17 protein-coding genes and 1 pseudogene are annotated in these 23460 nt (G+C 61.6%); 10 read left to right on the forward strand and 8 right to left on the reverse strand.

Annotation, left to right across the window (positions count from 1 at the left end; all coding sequences use genetic code 11):
- Position 1: 1 nt before the first annotated feature.
- The 8 genes from F9K20_RS02745 (at position 2) to F9K20_RS02780 (ending at position 10979) form a co-directional block, all read left to right on the forward strand.
- Entirely contained in the window at positions 2 to 1477 is a 1476-nt protein-coding gene (locus tag F9K20_RS02745; RefSeq protein WP_290997290.1) for a TolC family protein, read from the forward strand.
- Positions 1478 to 1567: 90 nt separating this feature from the next.
- A complete protein-coding gene (locus F9K20_RS02750) occupies positions 1568 to 2968 on the forward strand; it encodes a copper oxidase (protein ID WP_290997291.1) in 1401 nt (466 codons plus the stop codon).
- A 468-nt stretch (positions 2969 to 3436) separates the two neighbouring features.
- Positions 3437 to 3724: a hypothetical protein gene (locus F9K20_RS02755; RefSeq protein WP_290997292.1), complete on the forward strand. Its 288-nt coding sequence runs from the start codon at positions 3437 to 3439 to the stop codon at positions 3722 to 3724.
- Between the two features lie 869 nt (positions 3725 to 4593).
- Positions 4594 to 6378 (forward strand): efflux RND transporter periplasmic adaptor subunit, encoded by a 1785-nt coding sequence (locus F9K20_RS02760; protein ID WP_290997293.1) that lies wholly within the window; start codon positions 4594 to 4596, stop codon positions 6376 to 6378.
- A gap of 11 nt (positions 6379 to 6389) precedes the next feature.
- Positions 6390 to 9506, forward strand: a complete 3117-nt coding sequence (locus F9K20_RS02765; protein ID WP_290997294.1) for an efflux RND transporter permease subunit — start codon at positions 6390 to 6392, stop codon at positions 9504 to 9506.
- 20 nt (positions 9507 to 9526) lie between these two features.
- Positions 9527 to 9904: a hypothetical protein gene (locus F9K20_RS02770; protein ID WP_290997295.1), complete on the forward strand. Its 378-nt coding sequence runs from the start codon at positions 9527 to 9529 to the stop codon at positions 9902 to 9904.
- A gap of 13 nt (positions 9905 to 9917) precedes the next feature.
- Positions 9918 to 10400 (forward strand): cupredoxin family protein, encoded by a 483-nt coding sequence (locus tag F9K20_RS02775; RefSeq protein ID WP_290997296.1) that lies wholly within the window; start codon positions 9918 to 9920, stop codon positions 10398 to 10400.
- A gap of 312 nt (positions 10401 to 10712) precedes the next feature.
- A complete protein-coding gene (locus tag F9K20_RS02780; RefSeq protein WP_290997297.1) occupies positions 10713 to 10979 on the forward strand; it encodes a DUF5676 family membrane protein in 267 nt (88 codons plus the stop codon).
- 124 nt (positions 10980 to 11103) lie between these two features.
- Here the strand turns inward: F9K20_RS02780 and F9K20_RS02785 are convergent, their stop codons facing one another.
- The 8 genes and pseudogenes from F9K20_RS02785 to F9K20_RS02820 all read right to left on the reverse strand — a co-directional run bounded on the left by F9K20_RS02785 (position 11104) and on the right by F9K20_RS02820 (position 22317).
- Positions 11104 to 12132, reverse strand: coding sequence for a phosphatidylserine/phosphatidylglycerophosphate/cardiolipin synthase family protein (locus F9K20_RS02785; RefSeq protein WP_290997298.1), 1029 nt, complete (start codon positions 12130 to 12132; stop codon positions 11104 to 11106).
- 575 nt (positions 12133 to 12707) lie between these two features.
- Positions 12708 to 13961: an MFS transporter gene (locus tag F9K20_RS02790; RefSeq protein WP_290997299.1), complete on the reverse strand. Its 1254-nt coding sequence runs from the start codon at positions 13959 to 13961 to the stop codon at positions 12708 to 12710.
- Positions 13962 to 14191: 230 nt separating this feature from the next.
- Positions 14192 to 14563, reverse strand: coding sequence for a DUF1236 domain-containing protein (locus tag F9K20_RS02795; RefSeq protein ID WP_290997300.1), 372 nt, complete (start codon positions 14561 to 14563; stop codon positions 14192 to 14194).
- Between the two features lie 849 nt (positions 14564 to 15412).
- On the reverse strand, positions 15413 to 15631 hold the full coding sequence (locus F9K20_RS02800) for a hypothetical protein (RefSeq protein ID WP_290997301.1): 219 nt from the start codon (positions 15629 to 15631) through the stop codon (positions 15413 to 15415).
- Positions 15632 to 15956: 325 nt separating this feature from the next.
- Positions 15957 to 16139, reverse strand: a pseudogene (locus F9K20_RS02805) (transposase); the annotation flags it as partial.
- A 112-nt stretch (positions 16140 to 16251) separates the two neighbouring features.
- On the reverse strand, positions 16252 to 19218 hold the full coding sequence (locus F9K20_RS02810) for a heavy metal-binding domain-containing protein (protein WP_367238070.1): 2967 nt from the start codon (positions 19216 to 19218) through the stop codon (positions 16252 to 16254).
- Between the two features lie 143 nt (positions 19219 to 19361).
- Positions 19362 to 21476, reverse strand: coding sequence for a heavy metal-binding domain-containing protein (locus F9K20_RS02815; protein WP_290997302.1), 2115 nt, complete (start codon positions 21474 to 21476; stop codon positions 19362 to 19364).
- A gap of 97 nt (positions 21477 to 21573) precedes the next feature.
- Entirely contained in the window at positions 21574 to 22317 is a 744-nt protein-coding gene (locus F9K20_RS02820) for a hypothetical protein (RefSeq protein WP_290997303.1), read from the reverse strand.
- Positions 22318 to 22555: 238 nt separating this feature from the next.
- Between F9K20_RS02820 and F9K20_RS02825 the strand changes: the two genes are divergently transcribed.
- Together F9K20_RS02825 and F9K20_RS02830 are read left to right on the forward strand one after the other, a co-directional pair.
- The gene (locus F9K20_RS02825; RefSeq protein WP_290997304.1) at positions 22556 to 23116 is read left to right on the forward strand and encodes a hypothetical protein; all 561 of its coding nucleotides are present in this window, start codon (positions 22556 to 22558) and stop codon (positions 23114 to 23116) included.
- A gap of 5 nt (positions 23117 to 23121) precedes the next feature.
- Positions 23122 to 23373: a hypothetical protein gene (locus F9K20_RS02830; protein WP_290997305.1), complete on the forward strand. Its 252-nt coding sequence runs from the start codon at positions 23122 to 23124 to the stop codon at positions 23371 to 23373.
- Positions 23374 to 23460 lie beyond the last annotated feature (87 nt).

The following is a 23460-nucleotide window of genomic DNA, read 5'->3' on the forward strand; positions in this document are numbered from 1 at the left end:
GATGCTGAAGGCAAGCGCGGAGGCAATGCACAGGGGGCGCCGATCGGTCGCCATCTTTTCCGTGCTTGCGGTCGGGGCACTGACAAGCGGCTGCGCGCACTTCTCACCCGATGCCGGCATGCTGCTGGTCGAGGAGCAAGCCGGCGCCCAGCTCAACAGCGAGGTCGTGAAGGTCCGCGACGAGGCCGATGCGGCGGCTATCGAGGCGCGCGTCCAATCGTTGCTCGCCCAGCAGATGAGCGCCGAGTCAGCAGTCCAGATCGCCCTGCTCAATAACCGCGGCCTGCAGGCCGCCTACAATGAGCTCGGCATCTCGGAAGCGCAGATGGTGGAGGCGAGCCTGCCGCCGAGTCCGGCATTCGCGCTGTCGAAGCTGTTCACCACGGGGCAGTTCGAGATTGAGCGGCAGATCGTGCAGAACGTGCTTGGCTTGCTGACGCTGCCGCGACGCCGAGAGATCGCCGAAGATAAGTTCCATCAGGCCCAGGTGCGCGCCGTGGAAGCGACGCTGCGCACGGCGGCGGAAGCGCGGCGTGCTTATTACCGCGCCGTAGCGGCCAATCAGATTGTAAGTTTCCTGGCGAAAGCGCGGACATCGGCCGAGTCGGTCTCCGAGCTATCCAAGAAGCTGGGCGAGACCGGCGCCCTGCCGAAACTCGATCAGGCGCGCGAGCACGCCTTTTACGCGGAGATCTCCGCGCAGCTCGCCACAGCTCGGTTGCGGCAGCGCGTCGAGCGCCAGAAGCTCAACCGAACTCTAGGTCTCTGGGGTGCGCAGACAAGCTACAAGCTCCCCGGCACGCTGGCGAAACTGCCGCCGCCCCCACCCTCGATCGCCGACATCGAAACCCAAGCGGTGCTGTCGCGCGCCGACCTGCAGATTGCCCGCATGGAGCTCACGATCCTTGCCAAGCAGTACGGGCTCACGTACGCCACCCGCTTCGTCAACGTGCTTCAGGTGGCCGGCATCAACACCTCCGACAGCACGCTCGTGCCGCAGACCAACGGCGAGGAGCTGCGCGACAAGGACAAGTTCAACGGCTACGCAATCGATTTCGAGATCCCCATCTACGATTTCGGCCGGGCGCGCACCCGGCTCGCCGAGCAACACTATATGCGGGCCGTCAATCTGCTCATCGAGCGGGCCGTCAACGTGCGCTCGCAAGCGGGCGAGGCCTATCAGACGTACCGCGGCACATACGATATCGCCCGCCACTTCGAGAAAGAAATACTACCGCTGCGCGACATCATCTCCGAGCAGGAGCTACTCAATTACAGCGGCATGCTCACCGATGTCTTCGAGCTGTTGGCTGATGCCCGGGCGCGCATCCTGGCCAACGTTCAGGCGATCGAGGCGAGGCGCGACTTCTGGCTGGCGAAAGTCGATCTGCACGTGGCCATCGTCGGTGGCGGGGCCGGCGAGGCCGCGAACCCCATGGAAACAGCCACGTTGGCCTCGGGCACTGGGCGTGATTGAGTGTCCCTCTTACATTAGAAGGCGTAACCTCGCCGGGTGGCGGAACGAAACATCGGTGAGATCGACTACGCGTATCGCGAGGACTGTATCATGACTCTCTCCCGCAGGAATTTCATGGTCGCCACGGGCGGCCTCGCGCTGCTGAACAGCGGTTTGGTCTCGGGCCGCGCGGCAGCCGCCGGCATACCCGAAGCGCCGATCCAGACTTCACCCGCCATGCAACCGCCGCTCGTGCCCCCCTCGGGCCCCGACTACCAGCCGGTCGTCACCCTCAACGGCTGGACGCTGCCCTGGCGGCAGAACGGCGACTGGAAGGAGTTCCACCTCGTCGCCGAGCCGGTGGTGCGCGAAATAGCGCCGGGCATGAAAGCGCATCTGTGGGGCTACAACGGCCAATCGCCCGGGCCGACCATCGAGGCGGTGGAGGGCGACAAGGTACGCATCTTCGTCACCAACAAGCTGCCCGAGCACACCACCATCCACTGGCACGGGCAGATCCTGCCCTCGGGCATGGACGGCGTCGGCGGCCTGTCGCAACCGCAGATCAAGCCTGGCAAGACCTTCGTCTACGAGTTCCAGCTCAAGGACAGTGGGACCTTCATGTACCACCCGCACGCCGACGAGATGGTGCAGATGGCGATGGGCATGATGGGCTCATTCGTCGTCCATCCGCGCGACCCGAAGCTCCATCGCGTCGATCGCGACTTCGCGTTTGTGCTCGCTTCTTATCTCATCGAGCCGGGCGGCTACGTGCCGAAGGTCGCGGAGATGGTCGACTTCAACCTGTGGACCTTCAACAGCCGCGTCTTCCCCGGCATCGATCATCTCGTGGTGCGCCAGGGCGACCGGGTGCGGGTGCGCGTAGCCAATCTGAGCATGACCAGCCACCCCATTCATATGCACGGCTATCATTTCAGCGTCACCTGCACGGACGGTGGCTGGGTGCCGGAAAGCGCCCGCTGGCCAGAGACGACGATCAATGTGCCCGTCGGTGCCATACGCGCCTTCGAGTTCGACGCCGCGTACGAGGGCGATTGGGCCCTGCACTGCCACAAGTCGCACCACACCATGAACGCCATGGGCCACAACGTGAAGACCTACATCGGGGTGGACCAGAAGGGGATCCAGCAGCAGATCCGCAACCTGGTCGGCGGCGGCTACATGGCCATGGGCAAGGACGGCATGGCGGAGATGGGGGAGATGCAGATGCCGCTGCCCGACAACACGCTGCCGATGATGACGGGCTTTGCGCAGTTCGGGGCCGTCGAGATGGGCGGCATGTTCACCGTCGTCAAAGTGCGCGAGGGCCTGGCACGCGACGACTACAAGGACCCGGGCTGGTTCAAGAATCCGCCGGGCACGGTTGCTTTCGAGTGGAAGGGCGGGGCACTTGAAGCGCCGCGTGCCTCAGTTGGGAAGAATGGAGATGCGGGCGGTGCCGAGTTCAAGGCCGTGAAGCCTCAAGGGCACGGCGGTCATTCTGGCCACTAGCGCTACACGCCATTACCGCTGATCGCTCCAATCTCAATGGCAAGCGTCACCTGCGCTGATCAAACTCGCGTTTGAACTATTGTTTGTCGCCAACTCTACTCAAGCGCTGTGATAGCCCGCGCAGGACGTGCCAACCGGCAGACGCTATCACGCATGCAGGCGCAGCAGCTACGGGGAAGGCACTTAAGCGCGTGACGCGCTTCACCTTCCGTTGCCAAGGGGTGAGAGAAGACTTCACAGCAATCGATCTGTTCCTGGACCGGCCCTTCATATGGCCGAGGGTTGGGCAACTCGGCTGCTGACTTTATTGATTCCGCCGACGTCACAGTGACCTTCATTGCACGTTTCTATGGATACATGTTGTTACGCAATTTCGGGGTCGCTACGGGCTGATCAGTTGATGTGCCCTGCCCACATATACGCATCCACTTTTGGATCAGGTCTGCGATCTTCGTTTGGAGGCATCCCATGAAAACGTTGCTAACAGCCATAGCGCTCTTCGGATTCCTTGCCGTGTATGCGACGGCGGCTACATCACGCATCCTCTGCGACGAGGAGTATCAGTTATCGGGCGGCGCTTTCATCGCGACGCCGTACTGCCAGGATGAGTATTTGGCCAAGGTTGCGCGCGAGCGCGGCATGAATGTCAGCGGCGCGTTCGTCCGCAACGATCCTGCGATCAAAGAGGACGCCTGCCGGCGCGTCGGATACAATCTCCGCGTAAGGTTGGATTGCCCCACCTTCCGCGGCAACTAACGGTAGCGCGCCACAGACGCTAGCGATTCTTAGCCCCTTCCACAGCCAGCGCATGCCGGGAAACGCGCTATCATACGCAACGGCGCAGAGACCAGCTCTGCGCCCATCCGCAGTGGTCGAAGGAATCACAATCGATGGCATGCTCTTCATGGCCACGCGGCACGCCGCGTCGCTCGTCGACACGTTACCGGACTACGGACTTCGCAGTGACTGGATAGGTGCGGCAACCAGTTGATCGATATCAATTCATAAGATCGCCGGTCGTGCGTATGTATCCCAATGCCACGCTTGCTTCCCCCGGCAAGCCAGCTCCCCCAGCTATCGTGGCAAGAAGGGGCGTCCCGGTCTTACCCTCAGACCCGGCGCCTCTTTTTTTCCTCTCGCTTCGGATTTGGATCGCCCTCGCTGCCCTGGCCCTTCGCCGCCATCTTCGGCGCCGGTGCGCGGCGAACATGCACATCTCAGCGTCCGCCGCGACGCTCTCTGCGCCCACCGCTAACCCCACCGACCTCGCGAATTCCGAACAAGCGCGGCGTCAGTCCGACGGCTCAACGCGAAGCGGCGGGCCCATGGCCGAACAAGATGCCCCCAGGGGCTTCGTACGACAGACAGCGCGTCCTAGGTGTACCGCTTGCCGTCGGAGATCATTGCAGTTCCGCCAGCCACGTTACAAGCCGTTACTAAATAAATCGAGTGGGATCCGAAATTGAACGTGCCCTGATGCGAAATCCTTCGAGCGGGCAGAAGCCCCCCGGCGGCATAGTCGTCTAGCCTGGAGACAAGCAATGATCATCACGGCCACGGAATCGGACACGGGGACTATGGGCTGTGCGGGGCACTGCTAAATGGAAATACTTGAGAGAGCTGTCATGCGGACGAATCTAACGCCGAAGGCGTTGCTATCGGCGCTCGTTTTTGCCTTGGCTTCTCCCGCGCTCGCGCACGAAGGGCACGATCACGGCCCGCCGGCTGTCGAATTGCCGACATCCAACCAGCCTCGCGCCATTGCAGCGAGTGAGGATTACGAGATCGTCGCGGTTCTCAAGGGCGAGGAGCTATTCATTTACGTAGACCGGTTCGCTGACAATAGCCCCGTGACCGAAGCTCGTCTCACTGTCACTTTCGGCACTACGGATATCCAGACCAAATTGATGCCAGACGGTGTCTTCAAACTTGAAAGTAGAGAACTACGGCGGCCGGGCAAGCATGAACTCATTTTCGCGGTTGAAGAAGGCTCGAAGAGTGATCTTCTGATTACAAGTCTCGAAGTTCCCGAGCTGGCACTTGAATTGGCACCACAGTCCAACTCGGACCGGTTCCTGACATCGCATCTTGAGACGGCAATTTCTACGGTGAAGTCTTGGGTGACCCCACGGCAAATCGGCGTAACCGGCGGCATTCTTGGCGTCCTTCTCTTGGCGCTGCTCATATTACGTCGAAGGAAAGCCAGAGCGCTCAAGGCTGTCGTTACCGAGGTGGATCAGGCTAATGCCGACGCGGCCAAGACCGGTGTGTCGAAGCTTCGACCAAGATCGGCAGGACCCGCCGCCGCTGCAGCAATTCTGCTGCTCTTAGTCTCGCCGGCGACAAGGGCCGTCGCCCACGGAGACGAGGACCATGGCGATGCCAAACAATCGATTGCATTTGCCGGCGATGCCCCACGGCGGTTGCCGGACGCAAGCGTCTACCTACCGAAGCCCTCGCAGCGACTGCTCGAAGTGAGAACCATCCAAGCCAGGGAGACGACGACACAGCCAAGCGTCTCGTTCGTGGGCCGCATCATCGCCAATCCCGACCGCTTCGCCGTCGTACAAAGCACGCTTGGTGGGCGCTTCACGGCGCCCGCTTCCGGTCTTCCGAAGCTCGGACAAGCCGTCAGGGCGGGCGAAGTTTTGGGCTATGTGGCACCCTACATCGCTACGATTGACCGGTCCGACGCGGCCCAGACGGCGGGCAATCTCGAGCAAGAGATTGCACTGGCGGAAAACCGGCTAGCGCGCGCCAAGCGGCTGCTCGCGGTCAATGCCGGCACAAGAGTTCAGGTGGAGGAAATCGAGATCCAACTCAAGGGCCTTGAGAAGCGCCGAGCCGATCTGCGGGCGAACCAGACCACCCCCGAGCCGCTCGTTGCGCCCATCGAGGGCGTGATCGCCGCCACCAAGGTTGTGGCCGGACAGGTCATCGAGGCGAAGGACGTCCTGTACGAGATCATCGATCCGTCGAGCCTGTGGGTCGAGGCGTTCGCTTTCGACCAGTCTGCGCCTCAAGCATTCTCCGAGGCATCGGCAACGGCGCACAACTCCGCTTCTTTCAAGCTGAGGTTCATCGGCCGGAGCCGTGCACTGCGACAGCAGTCGACCGTGCTGCATTTCGCCATCGAGAACCCCGCCACCTCCCTCAACGTCGGAATGCCCGTCACAGTGCTGGTTCGGGAAGGCGCCGCGATCAAAGGCATCGTCCTTCCGAAAGCGGCCGTCGTCCGTGCCGGGAATGGTGAGAATGTTGTGTGGCAGCACCGGGAGCCGGAGCGCTTCATTGCCGCGCCGGTCAAGGTTTCAAGCTTCGACGGCGAGCGCGTACTGGTAAAGGGTGGCCTCAAGGCTGGCGAACGCATCGTGGTTGAGGGCGCCGAGCTCATTAACCAGGTGCGGTAGGGAACGCCTCGATGTTCAACTTCCTGGTCAGAAACAGCCTTAAGAATCGCGTGTTCGTTCTCGCTGCCGCGCTCTTACTGATTGGCTATGGCAGCGTCGCTCTGCCGCGTCTGCCGGTGGACGTGTTCCCCGACCTCAACAAACCTCTCGTTACGCTCATGACCGAGGCCGAGGGGCTCGCGCCGCAAGAGGTTGAGCAGCTTGTCACTTACCCGATAGAAACGACGATGAACGGCATGCCTGGCGTCACGCGCGTCCGGTCCGTATCTGGCGTCGGCCTGTCGATCGTCTTTGTCGAGTTCGACTGGGGCACCGACATCTATCGCAACCGCCAGCAAGTGGCAGAGCGGCTCGCTCTGATCCAGAGCCAGCTTCCGCAGGGCGTACTCCCACAGATGGGGCCCATCTCGTCCATCATGGGCGAGATCATGCTCGTTGCCATCTCGAGCGACGGCCCGAGCCCGATGGACGTGCGGGAGATAGCTGACTTTGTGATCCGGCCGCAGCTCCTGGCGATCCCAGGTGTCAGCCAAGTGATCCCGATCGGGGGCGAGGTGCGACAGTATCGGGTGACACCCAACCTCGTCGCGATGCAGGCACTGGAGATCACCGCCGATACGATCGAGACCGCAATCAAGCGGTTCGGCTCCAATACCGGTGGCGGCTTCGTCGATCAGCACAGCCGCGAGTACCTCATCCGCAATGTTGGCTTGACCAACCGCCTCGAGGATCTCCGCAACGTGGTCGTCGCCTCCCGCGACGGACAGCCGATACTGTTGCGCCAAGTTGCCGAGGTGGATTTCGCTCCCCGCGTGAAGCGCGGAGACGCCGGCTTCATGGGCGCGCCCGCCGTTGTCATTTCGGTCCAGAAGCAGCCGGGCGCCGACACCATCAAGCTGACCAAGACAATCGAGACGACCCTCGCGGAGCTGGAGAAGACACTCCCGGAAGGAATCGCGGCGACCAACATACAGTTTCGGCAAGCAACCTTCATTGAGACCTCGATAGGCAATGTCGAAAAAGTCCTGGTCGAAGCCGCCGCCATCGTGGCGATTATCCTCATCGTCTTTCTCATGAATTGGCGGGCGACCATCATCTCGCTGACGGCTATTCCGATCTCAATTCTGATCACGGTCGTTGTGTTTCAGGCTTTCGGCCTCACGATCAACACCATGACGCTTGGCGGTCTTGCCATTGCCATGGGTGAGCTTGTCGACGACGCGGTCGTTGACGTCGAAAACGTCTTGCGGCGACTGAAAGAGAACTGCGCGGCATTACACCCTCAACCGGTGCTCGACGTTATCGCCCGTGCCTCTCAGGAGGTCCGCTCCGGCATCGTGAATGCCACCATCATCATCGTGCTGGTGTTCGTGCCACTGTTTGCGCTGTCCGGCATTGAAGGCCGGCTCTTTTCGCCCCTCGGCGTTGCCTACATCGTGTCGATTCTGGGCAGCCTCATCACGTCGATCACGGTCACACCCGTGCTGTCCTACTATCTGCTCGCCAAGACAAGACACGCGGACGAGAAGGATAGCCTCGTGGCGGGCATCCTCAAGGCCGGCAACCGCAAGGCACTCGACTTCTTCTTCAACCACCCGATGCCGCTCATCAGCGTGATTGCGACCGCCGTGGTCGCCTCGGGCTATGCGGCGACCTTGCTGCCACGTTCCTTCCTGCCGCCGTTCAATGAAGGCACGTTGACGATCAGCACACTCTTCAACCCCGGAATTTCACTGGCTGAATCGAATCGGCTGGGTCTCATCGCCGAGCGCCTGATCCGCGAAGTGCCCGAAGTTGTATCCGTGGGCCGCCGCACGGGTCGCGCCGAATTGGACGAGCATGCGGAAGGCGTACATTCGAGCGAGATCGACGTGGACTTGAAGCGGTCGGAGCGACCGAAGGAGGCTGTGATGGCCGACATCCGGTCACGGCTATCCTCCCTGCCGATGGCGGTCAACATCGGGCAGCCGATCTCGCACCGCTTGGACCACTTGTTGTCGGGCGTGCGCGCCGAAATTGCGCTCAAGGTTTACGGTGAGGATCTCGACACCCTGCGCACGCTGGCCGAGACGTTGCGCGAAAAGCTGTCGCGCATCGACGGGCTCGTCGACCTGCAGATCGAGAAGCAGGTACGCATTCCCCAGCTTCGGGTTGCGGTCAATTACGAGAGGATCGCGCTTTACGGCATCACGCCCTCGGCGGTCACCGAGGCTCTCGAGGGTCTTTCCAATGGACGGGTCGTTTCGCAAATTTTGCAGGGTAATCGGCGCTTCGATGTGGTGCTCCGACTGCAGGATGCGGACCGCTCAACACAAGGGCTGAGCAAGCTCCTACTTCCCACGCCCAACGGCTACATCCCCCTCGGTCTCGTCGCCACCGTCACCGAGGACGATGGGCCCAATCAGATCCTGCGGGAAAACGGGCAGAGGCGCATCGTGGTGCTCGCAAATAGCAACGGCCAGCGGGATTTGGCGAAGATCATCGCAGACATCCGCAGCGCCATTGCCACGACCCAGCTTCCGAGCGGCTACCGCACGAGCCTCGAGGGAACCTTCCAGGCGCAAGAGGAAGCGGCCTTGTTGATCGGACTCCTTTCGCTCATGTCGCTCGGGCTCATCTTCGTGGTGCTCTATACGCGCTACCAGTCGGTGATTTTGGCATTGATTATCATGGGCAACGTGCCGCTGGCGCTGATCGGCAGCATCATTGCGCTTTGGCTCGCCGGGCAACCCTTATCGGTGGCGAGCATGATCGGTTTCATCACGCTCACGGGCATCAGCGCGCGCAATGGCATCCTGAAAATCAGTCACTACATCAATTTGGCGCTCTACGAGGGAGAGACCTTCGGGCGGGCGCACATCATTCGCGGCAGCCTGGAGCGGCTGACGCCTGTCCTCATGACGGCACTTGCCGCGGGACTCGCCCTGATCCCGCTCTTGTTCGGTGCGGGGGAGGCCGGCCGCGAGATCCTGCACCCCGTGGCGGTCACCATTTTCGGTGGGCTCATCAGCTCCACGCTCCTCGACACCTTTCTCACGCCGGTCATGTTCCTCAAGTTCGGGCGAAAGCCGCTCGAACGGATCATGGCCGGGAGAAAAGCAGCTCTCGCGCCGGCCGAAGCCTTTTAACTCTAGATACGGAGAACACCATGCGTGTAAAGCATCTCATCCTCGCCGCCGTACTATTCGCCGGCCCCGGAAATTCCTTCGCCCATGAGGAGGCGAACGGCCCCAACGGCGGCCAGATCGCCGACGTGCAGGGCCACCATGTCGAGTTCACCGTCAAGGACAAAGAGATCGTCCTCTTTCTGACTGATGAAGACAGCAAGCCCATCGCCTCCAAGGGCGCCTCGGGCCGCGTGATCATTCAAGCCGGCGGCAGGCAGGTGACGGTAGCCTTGGCGCCGACCGATCCGAACGTGATGACCGCCAAGCTCGATGCTCCACTTGCCGCACGAGCGAAAGTCGTCGTCTCGGCGAAACTCGGTGACGGTCACGATATCCAGGCACGCTTCGTCGCGAAGTGAGGAGAAACCCGAGATGTCGTATTTTAAGAATTCGGCCATCCTGGCCTTGGTGCTTGCGATGCCCCTTGGCCTTGCGCGTGGGAGTGAAGAGCAAGGACATCACGGGCAAGATGAAAGTTCGGCAAATGGCATACCCGGCGACATGAATAAGCCGTCGCGGCTTGTCGCGGTATCCATGCGGGAAGGGGATGGCAAGATGCTGTTTGTGCCCGACGCCGTGACCGTGGCCAAGGGAGAGCAGATTCACTTCCAGCTAAGGAATGACGGGGAGCTCGAGCATGAATTCGTGCTAGGGACCGCTGAGGAGTTCGCCGAGCACGCCGAAAAAATGAAGGCGCCTGATACGATGCACCGCGGCCCCAACGCCGTGCTACTCGGGCCAAAGGCGAGCGGGGATCTTGTCTGGAAATTCACGACGCCGGGCGACTTTGAATTTGCTTGCCTTATTCCCGGTCACCTGGAGGCTGGGATGAAGGGAAAAGTCGTCGTGAAATGACGGGCGAATTGTTGGGAGTTCGGGCATCGCTTATGGTGCGAAGACAGACTATGGGACCTTGCCATACACGACGCCCAACAATGCTAATGTTGTGCCCATGAGCATTGCCCGCCATGCACAATCGTTGAGGCTGCCATTTAGGGCCGCGCCCGCGAGGGCGGTCTGCCCGTTCAAGGAATATGGCGTCAGAGCACGCTCAATTCGCAGAGATGATCCTCTCCATGGACTCGTAGCTCCTGAACAGCAAAGTCGAAATCGCGAGGTGATGATAATGTTTGGCGCAATGCAACGAGCGACTGACTGGAGGACGGGATGCTGAACACGAAACTGGTCACCTGGGCGCTGGGCCTCTTCACCGCCGTCACCTTCGTGGTGTGCGTAATATACGGCCTCGTGACGCCACAGAGTCTGCGTATGAGCGAATTTCTCGAAATGGTGCTGCCGGCCTTCAAGTGGCTCACCTGGTGGGGCTTTCTGCTCGGCCTCGTAGAGAGCTTTCTGTACGGGGTCTATGTCGGCCTGGTGTATTGTCCGATCTATAATTGGTTGTACCGGCTCTGGGGTGAGGAGCGGGAATGATGATGGCGGGGGCCTTCGCGCTGCCGATAACCAGCGATGAGCGCCAGAACGGCGGGGGAGCGTTTCCTGTCGAAAGGATCCAGATTCTTATCGGCGCGTGTTCAGACAACGAGCAGCGGCAAACTCAGAGAAGCCGGCGTGCCGCCCTCCCGATCAGCTCAAGGCCGCGCTCGCGCCATCCGCGAAGCCGCCATTGCGACGGCATTACCTGCGCCGCATCCCGGACATCATCCTCATGCTGGACGCGCAGTGCTTCTGCCAAATTACGATCACGCGCGATTAGCACCAGCTCCTGGTTGACGAACAGGCTCAAGTGATCGAGGTTGGCTGACCCGATTACGCTCCATTCCCCATCGACCACTGATGCCTTGGCGTGCAGTTTGCGTGACAAGTACTCGTAGACCTGGACACCCGCCGCCAGGAGAGGCGCGTAAGCGGCCCGAGTCGCCCAGCCTGCGACCAGCGGGTCGCCTGTGCGGGGAACCAGCAGTCGCACCTCAACGCCGCGCTTTGCCGCGTTTCGGAGTGCTGTTTCGATGAGCGTTCCCGGCGCGAAATAGGGCGACGTGAGAGCCAAGTAGCGTTGCGACCTTTCGATCAGGTTTGCGTGCAGACAGGCGAGGCGTTGTTGGCAATAGCGCGAATGGCTTGGCACGAGTAGCGCGTCGAGTCCTGTGGGCGTTTCCGGAATTGCTTCGGGATGGATGGGTGTCGTGTCGTTCCAAAGCTGGTCGGACAACAGGGAGGCAACACGCGCAAGCGGCCCAGCAACGCGGACATGCGTGTCGCGCTGTCGGCGATCCCCAGATAGTTTGCGCGAGTTCAGTCGGCGAATGTTGAAACCGCCAAGAAAAGCAACCTGGCCATCGACAACGAGGAGCTTACGATGGTTTCGCTGAAGGTACTCAAGCGGGCGGAGCCAGCGAAAAGGATGGAACCACTTAAACTTTACGCCCGCGAGCTCAAGGTCGCGCTGAATGCTGGCAAATGCCGGGTAGCCAGACCCGAACGCGTCCAGGTGTAGGTGTACCTGGAGCCCCGCGCGAGCCTTGGCTGCCAATGCGGTAGCAAAGCGCTTCCCCACCTCGTCGGCCGCGAAGATGTACGACTCCATCCCGACGTCGCGCTGGGCGCCTTCGATGCTGTCGATCATCGCGTCGTAAAGCTCATCGCCCTCGGTAAAGACGCGGAAAGTACCGCGTCCCTCACGGAGCGACGGCACGCAAATTCGCGCGCGTTCGCTCGCTATGTCAGCCTGCCTGCACGCTGTGGAAGGACCGGTGTTGCACTTGACCTCGGCAGGTCCTCGCGAGTCGTTTCGATCAGTCATTCCGCGCCCGTGGACGTCTGTCGACCGTGCGTCACTTGGTTGTCCTCCCAAATCGTGACCTCAAACAAGACGTTTCTGAGCCAATCGTAACATGATGACCAAGCTCGCTCGTGTATCGAAGGAAGGGTCTCAGGTCAGCAAGCCGCAGGTCTGGGTTCAAACTTCGCGCTCGGTAGGTGGGTGATCGTGTCTTGGACGACTACGCATGTGATGGCGCGTTCGCCGATACGCTCGCCACTCTAAAGGCTTTCTACTGGCGCGGTCGGCCAGATCAGTAGCACGTAGGGATCGACGGAGCCTATGCATGAGCGAATTTATCGAAACGAGTTTGCTGGCGTTCAAGTGGCTCACTGGTGGGGCACTCTCCTGGGACCCGTGGAGAGCTTCCTGTACGAGGTCTATGCCGGCTTGGCTGCTGCACCGGTCTCGCGCAGGAAGAACGTTAGGATGAGCGCCAGTATGATGGCGCCGGCCCAGATGAGGTCGGCTTGATGAAACGTCGGAAGCGTGGGCAGCTCAGCGCCGGAAAATTGCTGGAGGGCAAGGCCGAAGACCGGGGCCAGAAGGGCACTGAAGCTAAAGACCAGGAAGTTGATCGCTCCTGTCGTGCTGCCCTTTACGCTATCAGGATTGGCCTCTTTGGCGATCGTGTAAGGGATTACGGCCGCGCCGGAGCCGATACCGAATATCAGGGCTCCGATATAAATCGACAGGTACTGATGTAGGTAGACTACGCCTATCCCCGAGACGAGCATTAGCACGATCCCGCCAGCCAGGACAGGCTTACGGCGCCCCCACCAGTCGGCCACATAGCCCAGCAGGGGCGCGCCCATCACCCATCCGAGCGGGACCATGGATGATCGCGCGACGGCGTCCCCTGCCTCAATGCCGAGGCCTTGACGGAGAAAGGGCACTCCCCAGATCATGTCGCCGATGGTCGTCGGCATGAAGAGCAGACCCGCAATAATACCGCAGAGATAGGATTGTGGATTGCGTAGAATCACTTTGTAAGGCGAGAACATGGACCAAAAGGAACCCCGCACCGGCACGTGACTTCCCGGCGTCACGATCAGAAGCAACATAGCGATGATGCCGATCAGAATTCCGGCATAGGGCCAAAACGACTGCCAAGCGATCGGCCCCTGAACCAGCGCACCGACAATAAACTGTCCCGCGAAACCGCCCAGCAGCCCGGCGGCCTGCGTAAATCCGATTACGGTCGCCAGCCGGCGAGCGGAGAACCCGTGCACAGCGAGATAGACCGCGCCGGTGAAGGCGAAGGCCGAACCTGCGCCCTGTAGCAGCCGTCCCGTTCCAGCAAGTTCGACTCCACCTAGGACGAATAACCCGCTGCCAATGGCCACAGTGAAGACGCCGAGCGGAAGAGGAAGCTTCGCGCCAAAACGATCGAGCGACGCGCCAGCTACGATGGAGAAGCCAGCAAGGGTGTAGTAGTAGAGTCCAACGAGCGTGCTAACACCGAGTGCCGTGAGCCCGAATGCAGTAGACAACTCCGGGATCATGACGCCTGGCGCCGAGCGCAGCACGTATGTCAAGAAAAAGAAGACTAGACAGAAAAGCCAGGCGAGAACAAAACCCGGATGGGAATCCAGCTTCGTCGCTGATGACGCTTGTGCTCGCGCTTCGGGCATACAGCCTGCCCTATATTCGGAGTGCACTTACCGGTGGGTGCCTCCCGAGGATGTCGGCATCTCGCATTGTGAGTGAACTTTCGAAGGTTGCGGTGATGCGGTGCCAGGAGCCCTGAGCTGTTGCGCTCCGCCTTGACCTACACACCGCAGGCAGCGAAGTCCCTGCATGGCCATCGTTGTGGGCAGCTTCTTTCAGCCAGCGAGCCCCCTCTCCGCTTCCGGCTTAAGATCTATTCGGCCACGTGCACAATGCGCCGCGTCCGCGGATCAACGATCACGTGCCGATCATTCACGATGGAGTACTGATGCCTGCGGGCCCCCGGCACCTGCCTCACGAGGTCGTCGGGAAGTGGGTGAAAGCGGGCCGAGTGGGGAAGAATCGCCCCAACCTGCACTTTGAAATCCCGATGATGCGTGGAGGCGAAGCCATGACTGTGGCCGTGCTCGCGGAGCATGTGCCCGTGCGCCGGCGTGTAGGTATTCGTGCTTCCATGGCTACCGGTTTCATGATCGTCATGCTGAGCAACGGCCGGAGTGATGCCGACATTTGCACCAACGAGCAGGGCCACGACTGCGGTCACGCCCAACACCGGTATCTTCATAGAACGTCTCATGTGGTTCTCTTCTAGCCTGAGGTCTTCTTGTTCCCTCGATGTAGTAGCGTCGGGACACGTCGAATTTCAGACCCATACCAATCTGATTGGTAACGCGTTGTAACGGCTCAGTCGGCAATTCAAGGATTTGGCACAGGTCAGCGGCGTGGGCGCCCCCGAGCTCGCTGGCGGACGCGCCGGCGCGTGTACGACCTCCCGCGCTGGCGATATCTGTGCATGGAGAAAACGCCATGAAGGCACTTCTTGCCTGTATGCGTTAGGCCGGCTGCTTGCCTGGGGGCGAGACGCACGCGGTAGGCCGCATTCTGACGGCTGCTGGTCACCGAGCCGGAGAGGACAACTGCCGCTAAGCCGAGACAGAGCGAGCGAAGTCCGACAATTTTTCTCATTGCGCACCTCTTGGGTGCCTGGGGTGCGCGCCGCAATGCGGCTCTTACTGACGCCAAGTGCGCTTACAGACTGTTACCAAATTTTGGTCCGCCAACTGCTCGACTTCGCGGGACACCGTCTCGATGTAAACACGGTGAACAACGAGAGCACAGGCGAGGTGCCGACGAAGACGATCGATTTGCGATCTCATCTCTCTTGGTTCCTGCAAGAGCGGCTCTGATCTGAGCGGCGGGCCCGGAAACCAAGCCGGCGTTGTGCGTTGCACGATCACCGCGAGGAGAACGCAACTGGGGGTCACCCGTTGGCTTCACTCAACCCGCTCTCCCAAGGAGAAAAGCCATGTTACGCTATTTGACACAGTTCGCCTGTGGCGCTGCCGCGTTGGTCTTCATGGTCGTCGGCGCGCAAGCCATCCCTGCGCCGAAGCCTGCCGGCATTGCTGAAGCCTCAGCTGTGGATACGGTGCATTACCGTCGCCATCGACACCACCGGCGCTATTACCGGCACTACTACGGGTATTACCCGGGCTACTATTATTTGCATCCGTACTTTGGACATCACCATCACCGGCACTTTGCCTTCCATGGTCACCACGGGTTCCATGGATTCCACGGTTTCCATGGGGGCCATGGAGGTCACGGCGGCCATGGCGGTCATGGCGGTCATCACTGACTGCCGCACCGGTCGATGCTAGCGAACCGCTCTTCGGCCGCGGGCCGCCATGAGCGAAAGAGTGGAAATTCTGGCGCAGCCTGGTCGAGAAATGGGTCAAGCTCAGATGGTGGCGCAATGGCGATCAGGTTATTAGCCTCGTGCTGGACCCCGTCAGCGCGACGAAAGGGGACGCAATTGTCTGGGCCCTGGTTTGTCCGCCGCGCGGCGCCCGGAGTCGGCCGCCCACGTCATGGTGGCGGCCACGCGGGCGGTGGCTACGGCGGCGGTCATCGCCGTTAGCAAGCACATCCGCCGCTCGGCACGTTCCCAAGCAGGGGATCAGCGTGTCGAGCGTCAGCCCGGAGACCGCCTTCTTGAGCTGGTTATTCTCCTGCTCAAGCTCCTTGAGCCGCTTGGCCTGGTTGGGCTTCAAGCCTCCATACTTTCGCCGCCACCGGTCGTAAGTCTGCTCGCTGATCCCGATCACACACAGGGTCCCCACCGCCTGGCCCTGAGACATACGAACCTCCGCTTCGAGCTCCTCCATCGAGGACAGATTGGTATCGACTCAGGATGGCAGGCCAACCTGATTTCATGGCTCTTGGCTGTTCGGTGCTGTCGCGTTGCGCCGCCTAAATGATGTATCGGTCCCAGCCTGCATAAGCGTCCTTGACGCGTCCGCGGGGGATCGCCAACGCGATTAGCAGTGCACCGCCGATGACGCCGCTCCAGGTGGCGAGTGCCGAGCCGCTGCCTTCAAGCAGCCACGGTGCACCAATCAGCCAGGCGCCGAACAGAATATTGATGAAGCGCACCGCGCGCGCGACCTCGGCGAAGGCCATGATCGAGAACACCACCACCAGAGAGCCCACCAGATGGTCGCTATCGGCCATGGCGCCCGAGTTGCCGAAGGTGAGCCGCGTCAGCATGAGCCAGACGCCAATCGCGCTACTCACCGCCAGCGTGACAGGGAAGCTCATGCCGCGGTCGGCCTCCCGCAGCATCTCGCCTACGGTTCCCAACAGACCTCTGGAGGAGTCGTCACTGCCGCCCTCCATCGCGTCCCCCATCAAGAAGGTGCGCCAGAACGGCTTACCTTGGCGGCGCGCCCAGACCAGGAATTGGCCCATTGCTACGAATTCGTCGAGCTGGTACGGGATCATGATTGTCATCGCCAGGGCCGCAATCAGGCAGAGCGTGCACCAGGTGCCGATAACGATCGGCTGGATGATGATGAAATAGATGCTCACCACGCCGAGCGGTACGATGAGGAAGGTGAGTGCCAGCACCATCCACGGCATGGTGCGCCAGCGGTCTTTGCCGCCCATCCAAGTCATCACCAGCTCGAGCATGTAAACGATGGCGCCCAGGGCCCCATCCGCAATCGGCCAAGCCTTGGAGACGTCTGAAGTGATGATCGCTTCGGTGCCATTCATGACACCTTTCATCTCGCCGCTGCCGGCGAAGAACGGCTCCCAGACGAAACCGACATGGCCTAGTTGATAGGCGCCGAGATAGCGGGCGATTAAAAATCCGAGAAAAGCGAGTACCGCGATCGGCGTGCGCTGTAGCCAGCTCGACGGGGTATACCCCCAACCCGGTGGGATGTCGGGCTTGCCCATCATGCCTTCCATGCTCATGCCAGGCATCATTGGCACCAGCATCGAGAAGGCGATGACGAGCCCGCCGACCAGGGTGTCATTGGCATAGGCGGCGGGCAACGGCGTCCAGAATATTAGCGGCGCGAACAGCAGCCAGCCGCCGACGAAAGCGTTGGCCCATTGCGCCCAGGGAAAGCGGCGCGACGAATCGAGGGACAATCTACTGAAAACGATCACCAGAACGCCACTGATGACATCGCTCCAGGTCATTGCCAGATTGCGCAGCTCGAACGACGGCAGCCCTCGCTCGGCCATGACGCGCAACTGGTCGGCATTGGGGACGAAATCGCTCAGATAGCCCAATGTCAGCGGGCTAGTTAGCAGCCAGAATCCGAGCATCAGGTTGAGGTAATGCGGCCACAGCATTTTGCGGTGGTCTTCGACCATCATGTCGGCATGGCCAGCCGCATGATCCATTGCGGCGCCGCGCGGCACGAGCGTCATGCCGCATTTGGGGCAAGTGCCCGGCTCCTTGCTCACGACCTCGGGGTGCATCGGGCAGGTGTACTCGACCGCCTCCCCGGCATGCTTCATATCGCCGTGTCCGGCATGGTCTTCCTGCATGACCTTCCCCGGGACCTGGCGCAGTTCGAGCGGCATGCCGCATTTGGGACACCGGCCCGGTTCGCCGCTCGTGACCTCGGGGTGCAGCGGGCAGGTGCACTCGAGCGCCTCGGCCGGCAGCGTGGCAGGTTCCAGGGCCGTGCCGCAGCGCGGACAGTTGCCCGGCGAAGACTGAGCGACTGTGGGGTGCATCGGGCAGGCATATACGCGGCGGCCTGATACGGTGAGCCGGGCGTCACCGTGCGCGTGCATGTGGCCGGAGGCGGGCGCGGGCTTGGTCGCCGGCACGGCGCGCTCCGCCCTTTTCTGCAAGGCTGATGGTGGCTCGAGGCCGTGCTCGCGGTACCAGCCGAGGGGATCGGCCTTCAATGCCGCAACCATCTTCGGCATCGTCTCGCGCAGCGAGTGGCGCGGCTGCCAGCCGAGCAAGCTGCGGGCGCGCGTGATATCGAGCGCGTAGTGGTCATTGGCGCGGTCGATCATCCAGGGCTTGATAAACGGATGCTGGCCGGGGATGTGGTCCTGAACCCAGGCCCCGATCTTCGCCATCAGCCAGGGGACATTCTGCGTCTCCCATGACTCCTCGCCAATCAGCCGCCGGAACGTATGCTGCAGCTCGTCATAGCTGAGCGTCTCCGGCTCGCCGATCAGGATCGCCACCTCGGGCGGTAGCTTCGCTCGACGCTTGATGGTGCGCTCGATCGCGTCCACCACGTCGTCGAGATGAACGAAAGCCTGGCCGTGCGCGCTCGAGCCGGAGTAGAGGTGGCCAGCGAGCTGCCGCTCGTAGATGCGCTGGATCTGGTGGGCGAGCGGCGGGGAGTCGCAGACGTCGTTGTAGACCCCGGCAAGGCGCAGGGTCACGGCGGGAATGTCGCCACGATGCTGCCGAATCAGCGCCTCGGTGCGCACCTTTGACTCGGGATAGGCCCAGGTCGGCCCGAGCGGCCAATCCTCAGTTATGAACTGCCCCGGCTCGCCCGGCCGGTGCACCAGCATGGTGCTCGAGAAAATGAACTGCTCGACCTTGAAGTGCTCGCGGAGCCCGAGCAACAGGCGTCGCGTGCCGTTGACGGTGATCTCGTCGTATTTGCGGCTCGGTTGGCCGAGGAAATCGTAATACGCAGCCAGATGCACCACGCTGATGATGTGCGTCCCATGGTGCTCGCGCAAGACGAGCAGCCCTTCGCGGACGCTGTCATCGGAAGTAATGTCGACGGGTATGCGCACGCAGCCCGGTGGTGGCGGCGTAGGCGACTTGAGGTCGAAACCCACGACATCGCTGAACTGACCGGTCAACCGCCGCGCCACTGCGCTGCCGATTCGGCCGTTGCTGCCGGTGACGAGGACGATACCCTTTGTCATCGCTGGCATGGCTGCAACTCCGCCTGATGTTGCATTGGGGGCCGACTATCGCCGCGTCTTCCTGGTCGAGCAAGATGTCAAAGAAGTTGCGCGCGGCGGGCTCCGAGAGGGGATTGTCACCGACACGAAAAGGGTCATTGTTTCGTCTCTGGCTAGGGGGAAACGCGCTGATCGAGCGCGTCGTAATCCACAGCTTGCATGTTAGAAGATGCCTTCATAAACGCGACGATGTCCCAAATCTCCTGATCGGTCAGAGACGACCCCCAGGCCGGCATGCCGGTGAACCTGATGCCGTTCTTCGTCACCCAGAACAGCTCGGCGGCAGTCATATCGCTCACCAACTCGGCAAGCGGAGGCGCTTCCGGATTGAGCCCTTTCGACATCATCGTTACCTGCCAGCTGGGCGGGGTATGGCACATGGCGCATTGATCTCGGAAGAGGCGAAAGCCGTTCTCCACCCGTCGCGCCTCGCCAAGGCGCGGCACCTGGATGTCCTTAGCGTGGCGGCGCACAGAGGCTTCGCGTGTGGTGATCAGTACCCATCGCAGTGGCGCCGCGTCGCTCACCGTCGCGGCGACGTTGAAGACGCCTGAGTAAATCACTGCAAGCGCCACAAGCACGCCGAGGAGGGGCCCGAGAACAGTGTAGATGAGCAGTGCAGCAAGTATCGGTTTCCAGGTCCCCGGCCCAAAGATTGCACGCCCGGCATGCGTGATGTGCCCGGCATGGCCAGCCGCATGATCCATTGCGGCGCCGCGCGGCACGAGCGTCATGCCGCATTTGGGGCAAGTGCCCGGCTCCTTGCTCACGACCTCGGGGTGCATCGGGCAGGTGTACTCGACCGCCTCCCCGGCATGCTTCATATCGCCGTGTCCGGCATGGTCTTCCTGCATGACCTTCCCCGGGACCTGGCGCAGTTCGAGCGGCATGCCGCATTTGGGACACCGGCCCGGTTCGCCGCTCGTGACCTCGGGGTGCAGCGGGCAGGTGCACTCGAGCGCCTCGGCCGGCAGCGTGGCAGGTTCCAGGGCCGTGCCGCAGCGCGGACAGTTGCCCGGCGAAGACTGAGCGACTGTGGGGTGCATCGGGCAGGCATATACGCGGCGGCCTGATACGGTGAGCCGGGCGTCACCGTGCGCGTGCATGTGGCCGGAGGCGGGCGCGGGCTTGGTCGCCGGCACGGCGCGCTCCGCCCTTTTCTGCAAGGCTGATGGTGGCTCGAGGCCGTGCTCGCGGTACCAGCCGAGGGGATCGGCCTTCAATGCCGCAACCATCTTCGGCATCGTCTCGCGCAGCGAGTGGCGCGGCTGCCAGCCGAGCAAGCTGCGGGCGCGCGTGATATCGAGCGCGTAGTGGTCATTGGCGCGGTCGATCATCCAGGGCTTGATAAACGGATGCTGGCCGGGGATGTGGTCCTGAACCCAGGCCCCGATCTTCGCCATCAGCCAGGGGACATTCTGCGTCTCCCATGACTCCTCGCCAATCAGCCGCCGGAACGTATGCTGCAGCTCGTCATAGCTGAGCGTCTCCGGCTCGCCGATCAGGATCGCCACCTCGGGCGGTAGCTTCGCTCGACGCTTGATGGTGCGCTCGATCGCGTCCACCACGTCGTCGAGATGAACGAAAGCCTGGCCGTGCGCGCTCGAGCCGGAGTAGAGGTGGCCAGCGAGCTGCCGCTCGTAGATGCGCTGGATCTGGTGGGCGAGCGGCGGGGAGTCGCAGACGTCGTTGTAGACCCCGGCAAGGCGCAGGGTCACGGCGGGAATGTCGCCACGATGCTGCCGAATCAGCGCCTCGGTGCGCACCTTTGACTCGGGATAGGCCCAGGTCGGCCCGAGCGGCCAATCCTCAGTTATGAACTGCCCCGGCTCGCCCGGCCGGTGCACCAGCATGGTGCTCGAGAAAATGAACTGCTCGACCTTGAAGTGCTCGCGGAGCCCGAGCAACAGGCGTCGCGTGCCGTTGACGGTGATCTCGTCGTATTTGCGGCTCGGTTGGCCGAGGAAATCGTAATACGCAGCCAGATGCACCACGCTGATGATGTGCGTCCCATGGTGCTCGCGCAAGACGAGCAGCCCTTCGCGGACGCTGTCATCGGAAGTAATGTCGACGGGTATGCGCACGCAGCCCGGTGGTGGCGGCGTAGGCGACTTGAGGTCGAAACCCACGACATCGCTGAACTGACCGGTCAACCGCCGCGCCACTGCGCTGCCGATTCGGCCGTTGCTGCCGGTGACGAGGACGATACCCTTTGTCATCGCTGGCATGGCTGCAACTCCGCCTGATGTTGCATTGGGGGCCGACTATCGCCGCGTCTTCCTGCCCATTATTGCCTGAACCCAAAAGCCCGCCCCCAGGATCAGTTCAGGCTGGGGCAAGCTCCTCCGCCACGTACCAATTATGCACTTCGGGCATGTCGTCGAACTTAACGCCCAGTGCGGGAGTGGCGATCTCGACGATCGTTCCGGTCTTGCCAATCGTCATCTTGTCATGCTGCAGGCCGGGTTTCACCCTGACCCGATCCCCAACTGAGTACGAGTCTCCCTCAAGTTCCTCTGCCACATACCACTTGTGTATCTCAGGCATCCCCTCAAACTTCACGGCGAGAGCGGGACTGCCGATCTCGATGACGGTTCCGGTCCTTCCGCGGGTCATGGCATTGTGTTCTATGGTAGGCTTGACCCGCACGCGCTCACCGAGCGCGTAGCCGCCCGCGTCAGCCACGGACATCTCGGCCAGCACGATCCTCCCGCGGTGGGGCTCGATTCCGCTCGGATCGAAGTTCTGACTGACGCCATCGGCCGCCGTTATGTGCGGCACTTGTTGGTCGTGGTCGAAACTCGCGCCGGTCCGCATTCGGATGGCTTCGCGGACGAAGATCGTAATCGCCTTTCTGTAATCGGACGGGGCATTGGTTTCCTGCAACCAAACCATCTGCAGTTTACCGCTGTGGCGCCACAGTGAGAACTCCCGGCCGGCGACCGGCGACTGACCAGGGCCCGCCATACGCGCCAGCTGCTCCTCATCGGAGCCAGCTATTGCCTGACCGGAGACGCCCATCATCACCGCGATGAGAGTGCCGGCCAGAACACCGGATTTGATCTTCATGAGTTTCTCTCCGGCTCGCCGCGTGGCGACACTGCGCTCTTCCGACAGCGGCGGCTCGCGCCTCTGAAGTGGTGATTTGCCAACACCGGCTATTCGCTCCTCCTCTAGAGTTACAAAGTTCCATCCACTAAAGTTACACAAAGTTGCACAAACATATGACCACACAATTCTCACCTAACTAAGCTACCCCTAAGCGCGCAAAATTGATATCGTGATCAGTGGTTTTAAGGGGGATACCATGCGGTTCTTTTCGGCCATCGTACTAATCGGCACCCTGACCGTGCCGTCGGTCGACGCTCACGCCGGCGAAATCGATACCGACCACCTCTTCGCCTTCTCTCAGGGCACCGATATCGGCGAAGTGGGCACAAAGGAGCTAGAGAGCGACACGAACGGCCGCTTCGGCAAACGCGACGGCAGGTACGCGGCCTATTCACAAGAGATTGAAGTCGGGTACATTCCCATCAAGAACCTGCACGTGTTCGCCGGCGGTTCGCTTGCCTATTTTGACATTGCGGACGTGCCTGAACTCGACGATCGCCAGCGGCTGTCGTTCGAAGAACTGGAGATTGAGGTGCGGTATCGGCTGATGGACCGCAACCCGGCTGGGCCGCGGTCGACGAGACAAGCGGCGAGCCAGTCGACAGCTACGGTGCCGCCTTTGCAGTTTTGGCCGACAAAGAGCTTGTTAAGGACCTGGTCGTGTCCGTCATCAATATCGTCTACGAACCCGAAGCTACCCGCGAAGACGGATCCTGGGAGAGAGAATCGGCTCTGGAGGTTAGCGGGGCGGTGCTAGCGCAGGTGCGTCCGGGTCTCTTCATTGGCGTTGGGGCGCAACACCTGCGCCAATATGAGGGCCTCACGCTCGACAGCCTCGCCGGTCAGGCCACGTTTTTCGGGCCGAACATCTGCTGGCATCCCAACGACATCTGGGTCATCGCCGGCTGGAGCACTCAGGTTGCGGGCAACGATGCGAGCGGGTTGAACGATTCCCTCGATCTCGTGAACTTCGAGCGCCAGCAGGCGAAGCTTACTGTTGGCTTTAGCTTCTGATATCGACCTTTGATTCGAGCTAACCCTTTTTTCGAGCTAACCCCTTTTGAGCGGGGACTTGGAGGCGTCTATATCTGGGATATCTGC

The organism is Hyphomicrobium sp. (assembly GCF_009026145.1).
Lineage (GTDB): Bacteria > Pseudomonadota > Alphaproteobacteria > Rhizobiales > Hyphomicrobiaceae > Hyphomicrobium_A.